The sequence below is a fragment of the Sphingobacterium sp. 18053 genome, from assembly GCF_902706145.1.
Taxonomy (GTDB): domain Bacteria; phylum Bacteroidota; class Bacteroidia; order Sphingobacteriales; family Sphingobacteriaceae; genus Sphingobacterium; species Sphingobacterium paramultivorum.
This window is the reverse complement of the sequence record NZ_CACSJW010000008.1, coordinates 124,002-139,116: the sequence shown is the minus strand read 5'-3', so window position 1 is coordinate 139,116 and position 15,115 is coordinate 124,002. Positions and strand designations below refer to the sequence as shown.

Sequence of the window (15,115 nt, the reverse complement as noted above, 5' to 3'; positions counted from 1 at the left end):
AGAAATATGAATATTAATACTCACGACCCATCAGAATATATAAGGGGAATCCAACAAATACTAATTTCTGACAAAAAGAAAATAGGCTTTCTTTTTGGAGCAGGAAGTTCTTTGGCTGAGAAGAATGAAAACTCTCTTACCGTTCCCGCGATTGGTAAAATGACATCTGAAATTGTTGAAGAAGTAGGAGAAGGCAACCCCATATTTAAAGCAGCTTTGGAAGCAATAAAGGAAAGTCTTGGAGAAAAGAATTTTAATATTGAAACCATATTGTCAAATCTTGAACAGAAGTTTTCTTTTATAGGAACAGAAAAACTTCATTCTCTTGATAAAAATGGTTTTGCAGATTTAATAAAAGAAATAAAGAAAGGGGTTAGAGAAAAGGTAAGTGTTCACCATATACATTTATGTGATGTTACTTCAAAAAAGGAATTCCGTCAAATAGTAACAAAAGACATAGTCTCGGAATTAGTGCAGACAGATTTTGCCAATTGGATTGGTCAGGCTGAGAGAAAATATCCTATTGAAATATTCACAACTAATTACGACTTTCTATTTGAACTTGGTTTAGAACATAGAGAAATTCCTTATTACGATGGATTTTGTGGTAGCCTTAGAGCCTTTTTTAATCCCGAATCTGTCGAAGACTTTTCGTTTTTATCAAAGCAAACAAAACTTTGGAAAATACACGGTTCTTTAGGTTGGCATTATGATAAGGATACAGAAAAGATATTAAGAGTTAGCCCCGATGACGATGATATTCTGATTTATCCTTCTACTCTAAAATATAAAGAATCAAAAAAGCAACCTTATGAAAGTTTGATAGACAGATTGTCTAATTTCTTAAAGCAAGATGATGCAATACTAATTACCTGTGGTTATTCTTGGGGAGATGAACATATCAATTCCCGTATTATTTCAGCATTGAAAACAAATACAACATCACACGTAATAGGGCTGATATTTGATAAATATGATAAAATTGATGAGAAATCCAATGTTTCAAAGATAGGTTTGGACAATCCTAAAGTTTCTGTTTATGCTTCACGTAGTGCAGTTATTGGTTGTAATTATGGCGAATGGAAATTAAAATCAGAGCCATCAAAAGATGACACAGTAAATCTTAATCTCTATTTTGATGAAGATGGAGCTATAGATTTAAATGAAGAAAAAAATAAAGAAACAAAAGGCGAAGAAGTTTGGACAGGCAAAGGAGAATTTATATTGCCGGATTTTGGTAAACTCGTTATATTTCTAAATTCAATGGTAAACGATAACGAAATCAAAAAGCTCGGAGAAAATGTCAAAAAATAGAATAACAGAAATTGGCGAAATAGATAGCATTAGCGGGAATAGTATTTCTGTTAAACTGTTTGACAATATTAAATCTAATATGCCTATCATAGATGGCGTTGTTTATCGTGTAGGACAAATAGGTTCATTCGTAAGAATCCCTTTGGGCTATGCAAACCTTTACGGAATTGTAACACAAATAGGTTCTGCTGCAATTCCTGAAAGTTTAAGAGAAGCCGTAGCTAAGGATTATGATATTTTGAAAAATACAAGATGGATAAACATAGTATTGGCAGGAGAACAGGTAGGAAAAAAGTTTGAGAGGGGTGTTACGCAATACCCGACAACAGGAGATAAAGTCCATTTGGTAACAATCAATGACCTTAATGTAATCTATGGTGGGTACGAGGAAGCTAATTCAATTACTGTTGGAAATATTAGTGTATCGGAAAGTTTAGATGCTAAGATTGACTTAGATAAACTCATTTCAAGGCATTGTGCCATTGTAGGTTCAACAGGTAGTGGTAAATCAAATTCTGTTTCGGTATTGCTTCAATCCATAGCTAATAGGGAATTTCCAAGTTCAAGAATTTTGGTAATTGATCCTCACGGGGAATATAATGATGCCCTTTCAAAACATTCAAAAGTAATAGAAGTAAATTCATCAGATGATGAGAACAAATTACAAATTCCTTTTTGGGCATTGCCTTTTAATGAATTGATGAAAATATTCTCAGGAAATTTGACAGACCCCAATAGAGAATATATAAGGGAAAAAGTTGTAGAAGCCAAAATAAAAAGTGCAGTAGATAATAAAATAGAAGTTGCGAAGGAATCCATTACAGCCGATTCTCCAATTCCTTTTAGTATAAAACGTCTATGGTTTGAATTAACTGATTTTGAGAAACAAACATTTACCGACACAACACGAACTTCATTAAGTGCATTAGTAGTTACGGGAGATGCTGATAAGTTAATCTCCAATGAATATACTCCTGCAGGAATGGGTAATAGTGCACCATTCTTAAATCAAAAAGCTAAAGGCTTGTTGAGCTTTTTGGATAGTATGAGAAATAAACTAAACGACAGCAGTTATAGCTTTTTATTTTCTCCAGGCAAACTATCTCCCGACAAGGATGGTAAAACAGAAGATGATTTAGATGCTATGTTTTTGAAATGGCTTGGTAACGAATTACCAATAACCATTTTGGATTTATCAGGTATTCCAAGTGAAATAACATCTTCCATATCGGGTACACTTCTGAAAATTATTTATGATGGTTTATTTTGGGGTGTCAATACCAAAGTTGGAGGAAAAAACCAACCTTTGTTAATTGTTTTAGAAGAAGCTCACAGTTACTTAAAAGCAGGAGAACATTCAATATCTTCACGAACAGTTCAAATGATTGCAAAAGAGGGACGGAAATATGGCGTAGGATTATTACTCGTTACACAAAGACCGTCGGAATTAGACGAAACTGTACTAAGTCAATGCGGGACTATGATTGCGTTGCGTATGAATAACTCTAAAGACAGAGGGCATATTCGTTCCGCTGTTCAAGACGAATTACAAAGTATGGTAGATTTATTACCAAGTTTGAGAACTGGTGAAGCCCTGATTTCGGGAGAAGCAGTGAAGATACCATCACGGGTAAAATTCTTTAAGATTGCAAACGCTCCTAAAAGTTCAGACCCTAAAGCATCAGAAAAGTGGTTAGAAAAAATTGATGATGCACAAAAAGAATACAAACAATTATTAAAATCTTGGCGTAATAAAAATTATAAAATATGAGTTTACCAGAAATGACCCCAGTAAGTTCGTCAAACATTGGCAGTATTGGTTATGACGAACAGAATCAAGAAGTTTATGTTAGATTTCTGAACGGAAGCCTTTATGTTTATAAAGGTGTTCCTGCACACGAATATCAAAATCTGTTGGAAGCACCTTCTCACGGTTCCTACCTGAATAGGAGTTTTAAAAACGTTTATCCTTACGAAAGAATAGAATAATAATGCTAAACTTAAATCAACAGTTAAAAAGAGTAGAAATAAAAGAGTTCGAAATTGAGAACCAAATCGTTTTTAACTATTTCGATAATCTTCCTGCATCAGAAAGAGATGAGAAATTATTACGGGCTATATACATTGGTGTTTTAGCATTGATGGAAGACCGTATTTCCGCATTCCTTTCCAAAACAACCAACGAATTGGGTACAGAACTCGAAAGTCTGAAAATGATTTTTGAGATGAAGAAAGAACTCTTTTATAAATCTACAATCAAAGGAGTATTGGCTGAAGACGAAATAGCCAATTTTCTAAACCATTATTTCCAAGAAAAAAAGTTAAAAGACAAAGCGTTTTTAACAGGAAATATAGCGGGGAGTATTCCAAAAAATAAAACTGGAGATATTATTTGTGAAATAGACGGTAAGCCCAATCTTAAAATTGCGATTGAATGTAAGTTTGATAAAAGCATCCGTTTTGGGGAAATTGAGAACAAAGAAATTTTTACACGAAAAACAGATACAGCTTGGAGTCAGTTGATAGAAGCTCAGGCAAACCGAGAGGCAAAAGTTAGTTTAATCGTTTTTGATATTTCGTTGGTTGATAATTCTATTCTAAGGAATTTTGAAAATGTCGGATATATACCAGGAGTTGGTTTTGTTGCAATCATCAATTCTCAAAAAGGAGATTATTCCAATTTGGCAATAGCCTATATGCTTGCAAGAGATATTGCTTTAAATGCCAAAGAAGTTGAATTGGATAAAGATTTACTGGCAATACTCGTGAATAGAATTATCAAAGATATTAACGAAATTACATCAATAAAAAGTTTGGTTCAAAACAATATTGAAAACAATAAATCCATTCTGAAACATTTAGAAAAATCTATTCTTTTAATGGAGTTTAACCAACAGTATCTTAAGAAGTTTTTAGAAGACGGAACACTTACCAAAAAGGATTTATTGGATTATTATTATGGAGAGGACGTTAAGGTTAAATATCGAATAGTCGAAAAAGACATCTCTGATTTGTAATATTTTTCAAAAAATGGGTGAAATCCTTCCTGAAAATAAAAGCACTTTCCGCTCCTTATTCAAAGGCAGAGAAGACGTGTTTGCCGTTCGTTGGGAGAAATCAGGAAAATCCGGCTATATGCCAGCCTATCAATATGACCCATACCATTATCGGGCTCATAAAATGAATGGCGGAACATTTGCAAATTATCCTCACAAAACCCATCTGCCATTTACCGATAACGAAATTCAAAAACATTTAAACGGCATCCAACAAATTGGAATTTATCCATTACTACCAGATAATACTTCTTGGTTTTTGGTGGCTGACTTTGACAAACAAAACTGGAAAGACGAAGCCATCAATTTCTTAAACGCTTGCAAAGAGAAAAATATTCCTGCCTATTTGGAGCGTTCCCGTTCTGGAAATGGCGGACACGTTTGGGTATTTTTTGATAAGCCTTACCTCGCAATCCGAAGCAGAAAAATTTTCATTTCCATATTAGAAAAATCAGGTGCGTTTTCGATGTTTGACAAAAGTTCCAGTTTTGACAGATTATTTCCCAATCAGGATTTTCTTTCGGGAAAAGGTTTGGGAAATTTGATTGCTTTGCCATTTTTCAAACCTGCAATAGAAAATGGCAATAGTTGTTTTATCAATCCCGAAACTCTTGAACCATATCCAAATCAATGGCAATTTTTGAATAAAATTGAACGGGTTTCAATTGAAGTATTGGACAAATTATTTCAGGAAATTTCAACAACACAAAATCTTCCAATTCCTAAAATCCATAATGGAAAACTAACTATCACACTTCAACAAAGCATCCGTATTCAAAGGGACGGATTAACAACTCCGCTAATCAACTTTCTGAAAGAAGAATTGAATTTTGCCAATTCAGAATTTTTTATCAAGAAGAAATCGGGCAAAAACACTTTTGGGAAAGAACGGTATTTTAAACTCGTGGAAGAAACGGAAAATGAAGTCATTATTCCAAGAGGCTTTATCGGTAAACTTTTGCGATTTTGCAAAGAACAAAATCTGGAATTTGATTTTCAAGACAACCGAAAACTTAAAGAAGAAATCTCATATTCGTTCAATGCCATATTGAGAAATCATCAGGATAAAGTCATTGAATCAGCTTCAAAAAAGGATTTTGGCGTTATCGTTGCTCCGCCCGGTTCGGGTAAAACGATAATTGGGTTAAAGATTATTGCAGAGAAAAAACAACCTGCACTAATCGTTGTGCATCGCAAACAATTATTGGAACAATGGCAGGAACGTGTTCAGGCATTTCTTGGAATTTCAAAACACGAAATCGGCATCATCGGTCAAGGAAAAGCGAAGACTGGAAAGCAAATTACCATTGCAACCATTCAAAGTTTACCGAAACAAATAGAACAAATCAACAATCAATTCGGAACCATCTTTGTAGATGAATGTCATCATATTCCTGCCGAAACATTTCGCAATACCATTGAGAAATTAGAAACCTTTTATCTGTATGGATTGACGGCAACTCCTTTCCGAAAATACAATGATGACAAACTGATTTTTGCTTTTATTGGAGATGTAATTTCGGAAGTTACAAACAACGAAATTGAAAATTTCAAACACGCCCAAATCATTGTAAGGAATACAGATTTGGATGTTCCTTTCAGTTCTAAAACGGATAATTTTGAAACGCTTTCAAAGATTTTGGTTCACGATTCGGAACGGAACAAACTCATTCTTAACGACATCAAAAACGAACTTTCCAAAGGAAAAAGAATTACCATTATTACAGAAAGAAAAGAACATATTGATACACTTTACCTTTTTCTGAAACAATCTTACGAAGTCATTACGTTAAGCGGGGATGATACTGAAAGCAACAGAAAATCCAAATGGCAAACTTTACAGCAAGGTAATTTTCAGATACTGATTACCACGGGACAATACTTTGGCGAAGGCTCGGATTTGTCAAATATTAGCTCTCTGTTTTTGGTATATCCGTTTTCTTTTAAGGGTAAACTAATTCAATACATTGGTCGAGTACAACGTTCGGAAATCAACCCAACTATTTACGATTATCGGGATATTAAAATTGACTACCTGAACAAGTTATTTTTAAAACGGAACACGTATTATCGTCAAATAGCCAAACAAGCAAGTCTATTTGACGAACCAACTGAATTTACTCCTGAAAGACAAAGTTTGGTCATTGAAAAACAAATCAAAATTGCCATAGACGATTTGGATTTCAGATACGGCAATGTTGGCTTTGAATACATTGATAAAGAAAGTAACCAACGCTTTGATTTTGAAATTGAAAACGAAGAATTCAGACCCGAATTTGAAGTGTTGAAACGTTATTTTATCAAGGTTTTGAAATCAAAATCTGTTATGATTGAGATTTATGTTGAAATAGAAAATGGAGTGATTTTATCGCAATTAGCAATATCAACCGACATTGAAAATATCAATAAAGAAATTGTTGAAAGCGTAAAATTTCAATTCTTGAAAAAAAGTTTTATCGGCCAGATTCCGACATCAAAACAAAATATTCTTACAACGAATGAACTTCCAAAGAATCAAGATATTTATGCCGATGCCGAAAGCATTTTAGAAGATTTGCTAAAAGGAAAACAGTACAAACATTCACAGCACATTCAGTTTTTAGCCGAAAGACACGAACGAAATGTAATGAAACTACGGTTTGTTTTACAGCCGTTTTCTTTTGTTTTTTTGATAACAGGAGAACAAAACTATCATATCATTTTAGAAACGTTAGATACCGAAGAAGCAACTTACATTTGGCATACCGACAAAAGCAAATCGGTTTTGATGGAAACTGTCAAGCAAATTGATAAGGAACTGAATATCATCCGAGAAAAAGGAAGACAAGCCTATTTGGAAACCAATCCACAAAATTTTTCAAGAATTGTTCACGACTATTCTGATAATAAGAAAGGATTTATCATTTGGAAAGGGCAATTGGAAGAACGTTTGATTTAGGTAATTATTACCACCACAAAAAAATTACGGCTGATAGTTATCTTCCAATACTTTTACAATATCGCTTTCACGAAACAAGATTTTCCGTTCGAGCTTGATAAAAGGTATCAGTCCGTCATCTCTGTACTGTTGCAACGTTCGTTTGCTGATGTGAAGCATCTCGCAAACCTGCTCGCCTGACAGGTAGATTTCCCCTTTTAAGAGTGGGTGGAAATATTCCCTGATATACAGCAGTTCATTTTTGATGCCTACCACAGCTTCGAGCAAGGCAAGCATATCCTCGTTTGAATTTCCAATCTGGTTCATTTCTTTTGCTTTTTTAATGGTCGCTCTCCCTGCATCAGTAATTCCACTTCGGATAATCTGAAGTAAGTCTTCCGATTGATTTGTGTTGCCCCAAGAATACCCTTTGCCCTATACGTCTGTAAAGTTCTTTTGCTGATATTGAGTAATTGGCAGGCTTCCTGTTGGTCGAGCCATTTCGTTGCCTGTTGTAATGCCTTGTAGGGTGCAGTTATTTCCTCAATCAATAGAGAAACTTCCTTTACTTCCCTGTGCAATGCTTTCAAAATCTGAATGTCTAAAACCGTTATTTCCATATCTGCATCATTTGAACCTCAAAAGTATAAGATACTTATACTAGACTTTCCAATGTTGCTTTCATAGGTAGTATTTGGCATTCAGTTGCCAAATTTAATAGTTGAAAATGTACCCAAAAAAGAATAAAAAAGGTAGCAAAGGTAAGGCGGACACCCTCCGCACCGCCCAACCAAAAGACTACGGCATAATGGCAGGGCAAATAAGGTGGCTTCGCCGAGTTATTGTGTTGCCCTGCCACCCTTCGGGACTTATTCCGTTTCCTTTTGGTTTTTACACTTGTCCGCCTTAATTGAACGGCTTTCTTTTTTTTCTGTTTTTTTCTTTTGGAAACAATTTTAAGGGGAAGGATACATTGACTTTGAGTGTTGGTACGTATCTACCTATGTATGCTTTTAAAAGAATACAACTATAAAAGCGTAAAAGCATATTTATTTGCAGGTGTGCAAAGAACCCTATATAAGTAAATCTGTATGCAGTTCTGTACAATTGTTTTCTTTCAAAATGCTTTCCTGTTTGCAAAGGTTTATTCGTGTTTGCCTCTTCATCTTACTCATTTGGATTTTATCAGTCTTTTATTCTTGAATGGCATCATTTGGCGTTCAGTGGCAGTGTTTGGCTAAGTGCCGAACGACATCCGTTCCTTTACTTTGTAAAGGAACTACGGAGATGTTTCTAATACAAAAACAAAAGTATTTATGGACAAAATGGTAAGCAGTTTCAGACTGCTTTTTTTGCTAACTCCAATCCGTTCCGCAGGACGGATTATTGTGTTCACCGGAACACGGCAAGTTGTGTTTTGAGGCACTCGAAATTAAAATAGTGCCTCAAAACAACTTGCCCTTACGCAGGGAGCTAAACCATTTCTCCGAAGTCGAATGGTTGAAAAATTAAATGGATTGTTATGGACGAAAATCAGAAGAAAAAATGGAACAAAGGAGGTAGAAAACCCAAACTAAAACCTGCAACCCATCGGTATGTTTTCAGGCTTACAGATGAAGAAAACGTCAGGTTTCTGACAATGTTCGAGAAATCTGGTATGCATACCAAGGCTAAATTTATCACTTCCGTTTTGTTTGGAAAGGAAATCAAAACGGTACAAATAAATATGGCGGCAATGGATTATTATACCCGATTGACCAATTTTTACAGTCAGTTCCGGAACATTGGTGTGAATTACAACCAAGTCGTAAAGATGTTATACCGTAATTTTTCAGAGAGAAAAGCCGCAGCTTTCCTTTATAAGTTAGAAAAGCAAACGGCAGAAATGGCGTTATTGTGCCAAAAAATTATTCAGATAACCGAAGAATTTGAAGCAAAATATCTGAAAAAACAGTCTTAGAAATGATAGCGAAAATTGGCAGAAGCGGAAATTTATACGGAGCATTAGCATACAATCAGCTCAAAGTGGAGAATGAAAACGGCCAGATTTTGTTTGCCAATAAGATGACTGAAACCGCTAACGGTCATTATTCCGTTGCACAATTAGCCCAATCTTTTGCGCCTTATTTGATAGCCAATCCTATCCTTTGTTGATGAACACGGAGAAGATAAAATGAAACAGCAAATTGAAAGCAATTACCGTCAGATAAAACAAGACATTGTACTGATTATTGAAAGAGAATTGGAGCGGATTAAAAATTACCCTAACCTACAACATTTGGTGCAAGACGGATAATCGCTGACGAACGTTTATCGGACTTTACGCTTAATTTTACCGGCAGTTCTTCTATCAACTTTTGGTATGGGGCAGTCCTCCGCTGACTTTTAGAAAATTTAACGGACAGACAATTATTCAGACTTACAGCCAACGGCTAAAAAGGCAACTTTTTAAGGCTTTTAACCTTTTGCTCTTTGCTTAAAAAAATCGATAGATGCTTGTAATTCTTCTTCTGTTTCCGGTAATTGAGCTTTTAATCCCCGTGTAAGTCGTGCTTGAATACTTTCAACAAAAGGTCTATATGTTTCATTGTATTTCGTAAAAGCCGCATTGTAATCTTCCTTTGAAGAAAGAAGAGCATCTACCAAATTTTTTGCTCCCAAAATTGCCAACGTTGTTCCCATTCCCGTGAAAAAACTTGGTGCGTATGCAGCATCGCCAACTAACGCAACACGTCCTTTTGTCCAGGTCGGCATATGAATTTGGCACACTTCATCGAAAAACAAATTGTCCGAATGCAGCAATGTATCTAACATTTCAGGAATTTTCCAATTCGTATCATTGCCGAAAGTTTCTTTCAAAATTTGTTTATGTTGTTCCTGATTTCGGTAATCCCAATTCAGTTTGGGCGAAAGAAACATCAATAGGGCATTCACGGAATTTTGAAACTGATAAAGCACCGCTTGTTTGCCTACTTCCCGATAAATTATTCCTGTGTCTTTGGTTCTACCAGTTTGTATATTATTGGCTTCTGCAAACACAAAATACACACCAAAAAACTTCGAGAAATTTTCTTCTGCACCAAACGCTAATTTTCTCACAGTAGAATGTGTGCCGTCTGCACCAAACACGAAATCAAAATTTCTTTTCCCTCCTTTTTCAAACGTTATTTCAACGCTATCTACGTTCTGCGTAAGTGTTTTAATGCTGTTGTCAAACAAAATTTCTACTTCGTTTTTCGGAACAATTTCATAAAGTATTTCCGCCAAATCAAAACGGTTAATCTCAATATCTCCACGATATTCATCGAACTCATTGATTGAAAAATTAACCAGCGTTTCGTTTTCTGCGTTCACGATTTCGGTGTCGTGTACAAATTCTTTCGCTTTAATTTTTTCAAAGATGCCCATTTCTTTTACCACATTTAGTGCTTCGCCACGAACATCAATAGGCGAGCCGCCTTTACGCAATTCTTTGCCAAGTTCTACGACTGTCACTTCATATCCGTATTTGTTTAACCAATATGCCAAAGTCAATCCTGCAAAACTTGCACCTGAAATTAATATCTGTTTTTTCACCGCTTATAAAATGTTAGTGTTATAATAATCCTTGTTTACGATGCAAAAGTATTTGTACTTTTACAAATAAAATAACCAGATAAATACTAAAAATAGTCGTAAAAGTTATGAAAAAGAAAGTTACCAAAGTAGCCCAATATGGAACAAGGTTTGAAAAAATAATCGGAAACGACATCCAAAACTTTGAAATCAAGTATTTGAAATCGTATGATTTCCTACCCGAACTGATGTTGCATTTTGGCTCGTTTATTGTCAAAAAAACATTTATTCGGCAAACAGCAACCGCCAACGGAATTGAGGATGGCATTAGTTTTCACTTTTACAACGTATTTGAAGATACCACACAAGGCAAAAAGAAAATAAAAAAATCTATCGAAACGCCCTATGTACGTGTATTTCCCATTGCTATATCTCAAAAAGTTCCAATGACGAAAAATACACAAGCGACACATCTTTCAATAGCGATTAGTATAGATTATTTGAAAAGTTTTTTGAACGAAGAAGTCAAACATTTTCAGTTTTTGTTTGACAGTAGTAATAATTTTTTGATTGAAGAAATTATGACAGACGATATTCTGCGTACCGTAAATGACATTGTAAAACAAGATGAGCCAAGCACTTTAAAAAGTTATCACTACAAGCTAAAAGCAATGGAACTGCTTTTTCATTTGTTCGAGAGTTTGCGGAAACGAGAAAAATCTGTTCATCAAAAACTCAATGACAGAGAATTAAAATCCATTTACAAAGTACGCGACAAAATCGTTTCGTCATTGAGCAAACCAAGCACCATAGCGGATTTAACGAAGATTGCCGGGATGAACGAATTGAAGATGCGGAAAATCTTTACACAAATTTTTGGTATGGGAATTTACGATTATTATCAACACTTGCGAATGAAAGAAGCCGCAAGACTTTTACGTGATGAAAAACTATCGGTATCAGAAGCAGGCTATCTAATGGGCTTTGAAAATCTAAGCCATTTCACGAGAGTATTTGAAAAACATATCGGTAAAAAACCGAAAAAATACAGTAGTGAATTTATGTAAAAACAGACACCGCCGAAAAACTACGTTAGACAAAAGGCTAGTGCTGGTGATAGTCATTTTGCATCAGGTGGATGAACAACTTTTCATTAAAATTTGTACTATATTTGAGGTGTGGCATTACTATACTAAAAAACCCGAACTACACTAAACCTAGAGACTTAGTGGTAATGTTCCAAACTCCATACACAATGACAGAACTTGAACAATACATTAAATCTAATTTTGAAATTATTCAGCCAAATGAATTGACTGAAGTAAGTGCTTTGTTTAATCAAATCACTTTAAAAAAGGGGGACTATTTTTTAAAAGAAGGAATACGTTGCGACAAATTTTGTTTTATTAAAACAGGATATCTGAGAGTTTTTGCAATTTCCGGTGAAAAAGAAATAACACAATGGATTGCAACCAAAGGGCATTTCGGGACAGACTTCCAAAGTTTTTTCTTTAATCTTCCCTCACGTTGGACTATTCAAGCATTAGAAAATTCAGAACTATTTACAATCACAAAAGAAAATTACAATAAAATAGACAACATTGTTCCGCAATGGAGCAACCTTGAAAGAACATTTTTAATTAAATGTTTTACGCAAGTTGAAAGCAGGGTTTTCAATCATTTATCAATGTCAGCAGAAGAAAGGTATAAATTCTTTTTTGAAAATAATAAAGAACTGTTCAATCAAGTGCCACTACAATACATTGCTTCTATGCTTGGAATGACACCCGAAACTTTTAGTCGCATTCGACAAAAACAACTTTCATAAATTTCTTGATTTTTGTCAAGAGATGGGGCGGCAGGTTAATTTATTTTTGTGGCAGAATTAACTAACAAATATTATTATGTTTATAGGACACTTCGGTTTATCATTTGCAGCTAAAAAAGTAGCCCCTAAGGTTTCTTTGGCTGCACTCTTCATCGCAACTCAATTTGTAGACATACTTTGGCCTGTTTTAGTTTTGTCTAAGATTGAAACTGTAACCATAACGCCAGGCTACACTAAAATGAATGCCTTTGAATTTCTTCACTTTCCATATACACATAGCCTTTTTATGGGTTTGGTATGGGGCGTTATTACAGCTCTTTTGTATGCTTTTTTCAAAAAAGATACACGAGGAGCTATTGTAATCGGATTATGTGTGCTTAGTCATTGGTTTTTTGACTTGATAGTACATACAACAGACTTGCCAATTACGCCTTTTGGCGAAAGTAAAGTAGGGTTTGGATTATGGAATCATTTAGTTGCAACTGTCTTAATTGAAACAATTATTTTCTTTGGAGGTCTGTTTATTTATACTTCAATAACAAAAGCCAAAAATAAAAAAGGCACTTGGGGATTATGGTCGTTAGTCGTATTCCTTTTATTAATTTCTTTAAACAATGCTTTTGGTCCTACTCCTACACAGGCTGATACGACTTTATTTATTTCTCTCATCATACTTATGGCAATTATCATCGTTCTTGCAGGTTGGGTAGATAAAAACAGAGAAGTATCATTAAATCAAAAGTAGATGAACGCAATATTAAAGTTAGAAGAATTATTCATTTTTTCACTTTGCATATTCCTATTTAGCAATTTAGATTTTGCTTGGTGGTGGTTTCCTGCATTATTGTTTTTACCTGATATTGGAATGTTGGGTTATATTTTCAACTCCAAAGTAGGAGCATTTACATACAATCTTTTTCACTATCGTTTTGTAGCTGCATTAATTGCCATAATTGCACTTACATACGACAACGATAATTGGAAATTAGCTGCAATAATTATGTTTGCACATATTTCATTTGACAGAACATTTGGTTATGGTTTGAAATATAATGACGGCTTTCATAATACACATTTGGGCGTAATCGGCAAAGACAAAAAATGACAATGGATAATTTAGAAACAAATAAAAAGATTGTTAGACGCTTCAATAAAGAAGTAATTGAGCAATGCAATTCCAATTCATTTGCTCAATTAATAGATGAGAATTTTGTCAATAAAACTGCACCACTTAATTCAAATGGTGCTAACGGAATGTGGCATACTTTCAACAATATTTTGAAACCTGCGTTTCCAGACTTAGTTGTTGAGATATACGACCAAATTGCCGAAGGCGACAAAGTAACAACAAGAAAAGCAATCATTGGAACACATAAAGGAAAACTATTTGACATTGACCCGACAGGAAAACAAATTAAAATTGACGTAATTGATATAGTTCGACTAAAAGACGGAAAATATATTGAGCATTGGGGAATTAACTCTTTGCAATCGGTTTTAGCAGAATTGAAAAAATGAAACAAAAATCAATTCCAACAAATACGCTACCTGCCAATTTTGGCGAATTGATTTTCATTTCAAGAAAAACATTTAAGGGATTCAAAACTATCGAAGAATTTGAGCATTCTCATCGAGATGATTGGCATTTATTTTTATTGCAAGAACAAGGAACTACCTCCATTGAAATTGACTTTCAGAAACACAAAATAAAATCGCTTTCCGTTGTTCATATACACCCCAATCAAGTACACAGATTGATAGCATTTGAAAATGCAACCATTTGTAGTATGGCAATTAACAATGCAAACATAACGCCTGAATATCTGAAACTATTAGAAGACATAACACCCGCAAAACCGTTATCATTAAAAAAAGAGACTTTTTCAATCATTAAAGAAACGGCATCGCTTTCCATTAAACTTTCAAAAAGGAAACACGAAAAATTATATCCCTCTTTATTGAAAGACAGTTGCAATACTTTAATCGCATTAGTTACTTCACAGTATTTAGACAAAGAGAAATCACACGACACGTTTTCCCGATTTGAAATTGTTACGAAGTCCTTTAAAGCAATGTTGGAAAGTAACTTTACTACAATAAAACGTCCAACAGATTACGCTAAAAAGTTAAACCTATCTACACCTTACTTAAATGAATGTGTTAGGAACACAACAGGCTTTTCGGTTTCTCATCACATACAACAACGTATAATTTTGGAAGCCAAACGCTTATTATATCATTCCGATAAAGCAGTAAAGGAAATTGCTTTTGAATTGGGTTATGATGACTATTCCTATTTTGTAAGATTATTTACAAAAATAGCAGGAGTAACACCATTGACCTTTCGGAATAAAAACCTCGTTTAGTCCTATACCTACTTCGTATTGACATTGCCCGCCTTTTTTATTCACTGTTACTTTGCACCGTCAAATAAACAGATATAAA

At 34.5% G+C, this 15,115-nt stretch carries 16 protein-coding genes and 1 pseudogene; 14 read left to right on the top strand and 3 right to left on the bottom strand.

The window, feature by feature from the left end:
* Nucleotides 1-6 precede the first annotated feature (6 nt).
* The 5 genes from GVK91_RS19130 to GVK91_RS19110 are packed head-to-tail and all read left to right on the top strand — an operon-like array spanning nt 7 to nt 7,308.
* The gene (locus GVK91_RS19130; RefSeq protein ID WP_159730879.1) at nt 7-1,314 is read left to right on the top strand and encodes an SIR2 family protein; all 1,308 of its coding nucleotides are present in this window, start codon (nt 7-9) and stop codon (nt 1,312-1,314) included.
* Entirely contained in the window at nt 1,301-3,085 is a 1,785-nt protein-coding gene (locus GVK91_RS19125) for an ATP-binding protein (protein ID WP_159730877.1), read from the top strand. The genes GVK91_RS19130 and GVK91_RS19125 overlap by 14 nt, the downstream gene beginning before the upstream one ends.
* Nucleotides 3,082-3,303 carry a KTSC domain-containing protein gene (locus tag GVK91_RS19120; protein ID WP_159730875.1) on the top strand — a complete coding sequence of 74 codons (222 nt, stop codon included), beginning with the start codon at nt 3,082-3,084 and terminating at the stop codon, nt 3,301-3,303. The genes GVK91_RS19125 and GVK91_RS19120 overlap by 4 nt, the downstream gene beginning before the upstream one ends.
* Before the next feature lie 2 nt (nt 3,304-3,305).
* On the top strand, nt 3,306-4,331 hold the full coding sequence (locus GVK91_RS19115) for a hypothetical protein (RefSeq protein ID WP_200845664.1): 1,026 nt from the start codon (nt 3,306-3,308) through the stop codon (nt 4,329-4,331).
* A gap of 13 nt (nt 4,332-4,344) precedes the next feature.
* Nucleotides 4,345-7,308 (top strand): DEAD/DEAH box helicase, encoded by a 2,964-nt coding sequence (locus tag GVK91_RS19110; protein WP_235032961.1) that lies wholly within the window; start codon nt 4,345-4,347, stop codon nt 7,306-7,308.
* Between the two features lie 24 nt (nt 7,309-7,332).
* Here GVK91_RS19110 and GVK91_RS19105 read toward each other — a convergent pair whose 3' ends face one another.
* Both GVK91_RS19105 and GVK91_RS19100 read right to left on the bottom strand, forming a co-directional pair.
* On the bottom strand, nt 7,333-7,614 hold the full coding sequence (locus GVK91_RS19105; protein ID WP_159730873.1) for a helix-turn-helix domain-containing protein: 282 nt from the start codon (nt 7,612-7,614) through the stop codon (nt 7,333-7,335).
* On the bottom strand, nt 7,611-7,907 hold the full coding sequence (locus tag GVK91_RS19100; RefSeq protein WP_056070316.1) for a helix-turn-helix domain-containing protein: 297 nt from the start codon (nt 7,905-7,907) through the stop codon (nt 7,611-7,613). Before GVK91_RS19100 ends, GVK91_RS19105 begins: the two co-directional genes overlap by 4 nt.
* Nucleotides 7,908-8,809: 902 nt before the next feature.
* Here GVK91_RS19100 and mobA point away from each other — a divergent pair.
* From mobA to GVK91_RS27655, 3 genes and pseudogenes are all read left to right on the top strand, one after another.
* On the top strand, nt 8,810-9,247 hold the full coding sequence (gene mobA, locus GVK91_RS19095) for a conjugal transfer protein MobA (RefSeq protein WP_159730871.1): 438 nt from the start codon (nt 8,810-8,812) through the stop codon (nt 9,245-9,247).
* A 2-nt stretch (nt 9,248-9,249) separates the two neighbouring features.
* A pseudogene (locus GVK91_RS19090) lies at nt 9,250-9,426 on the top strand (relaxase); the annotation flags it as partial.
* A gap of 34 nt (nt 9,427-9,460) precedes the next feature.
* Nucleotides 9,461-9,583 (top strand): hypothetical protein, encoded by a 123-nt coding sequence (locus tag GVK91_RS27655; RefSeq protein WP_262886214.1) that lies wholly within the window; start codon nt 9,461-9,463, stop codon nt 9,581-9,583.
* A gap of 161 nt (nt 9,584-9,744) precedes the next feature.
* On the opposite strand, the gene GVK91_RS19080 is transcribed toward GVK91_RS27655, so the two are convergent.
* Nucleotides 9,745-10,863: an FAD-dependent monooxygenase gene (locus GVK91_RS19080; protein WP_159730869.1), complete on the bottom strand. Its 1,119-nt coding sequence runs from the start codon at nt 10,861-10,863 to the stop codon at nt 9,745-9,747.
* 107 nt (nt 10,864-10,970) lie between these two features.
* On the opposite strand from GVK91_RS19080, the gene GVK91_RS19075 reads away from it, so the two are divergent.
* From GVK91_RS19075 to GVK91_RS19050, 6 genes are all read left to right on the top strand, one after another.
* Nucleotides 10,971-11,909: an AraC family transcriptional regulator gene (locus GVK91_RS19075; protein WP_159730867.1), complete on the top strand. Its 939-nt coding sequence runs from the start codon at nt 10,971-10,973 to the stop codon at nt 11,907-11,909.
* A 188-nt stretch (nt 11,910-12,097) separates the two neighbouring features.
* Nucleotides 12,098-12,670 (top strand): Crp/Fnr family transcriptional regulator, encoded by a 573-nt coding sequence (locus GVK91_RS19070; RefSeq protein ID WP_159730865.1) that lies wholly within the window; start codon nt 12,098-12,100, stop codon nt 12,668-12,670.
* A gap of 76 nt (nt 12,671-12,746) precedes the next feature.
* On the top strand, nt 12,747-13,415 hold the full coding sequence (locus tag GVK91_RS19065; RefSeq protein WP_159730863.1) for a metal-dependent hydrolase: 669 nt from the start codon (nt 12,747-12,749) through the stop codon (nt 13,413-13,415).
* Nucleotides 13,416-13,775, top strand: a complete 360-nt coding sequence (locus GVK91_RS19060; RefSeq protein WP_159730861.1) for a DUF4260 domain-containing protein — start codon at nt 13,416-13,418, stop codon at nt 13,773-13,775. It abuts the gene before it with no gap.
* A gap of 2 nt (nt 13,776-13,777) precedes the next feature.
* Entirely contained in the window at nt 13,778-14,188 is a 411-nt protein-coding gene (locus GVK91_RS19055; RefSeq protein ID WP_159730859.1) for an ester cyclase, read from the top strand.
* A complete protein-coding gene (locus GVK91_RS19050) occupies nt 14,185-15,036 on the top strand; it encodes a helix-turn-helix domain-containing protein (RefSeq protein WP_159730857.1) in 852 nt (283 codons plus the stop codon). Before GVK91_RS19055 ends, GVK91_RS19050 begins: the two co-directional genes overlap by 4 nt.
* Nucleotides 15,037-15,115: the final 79 nt, after the last annotated feature.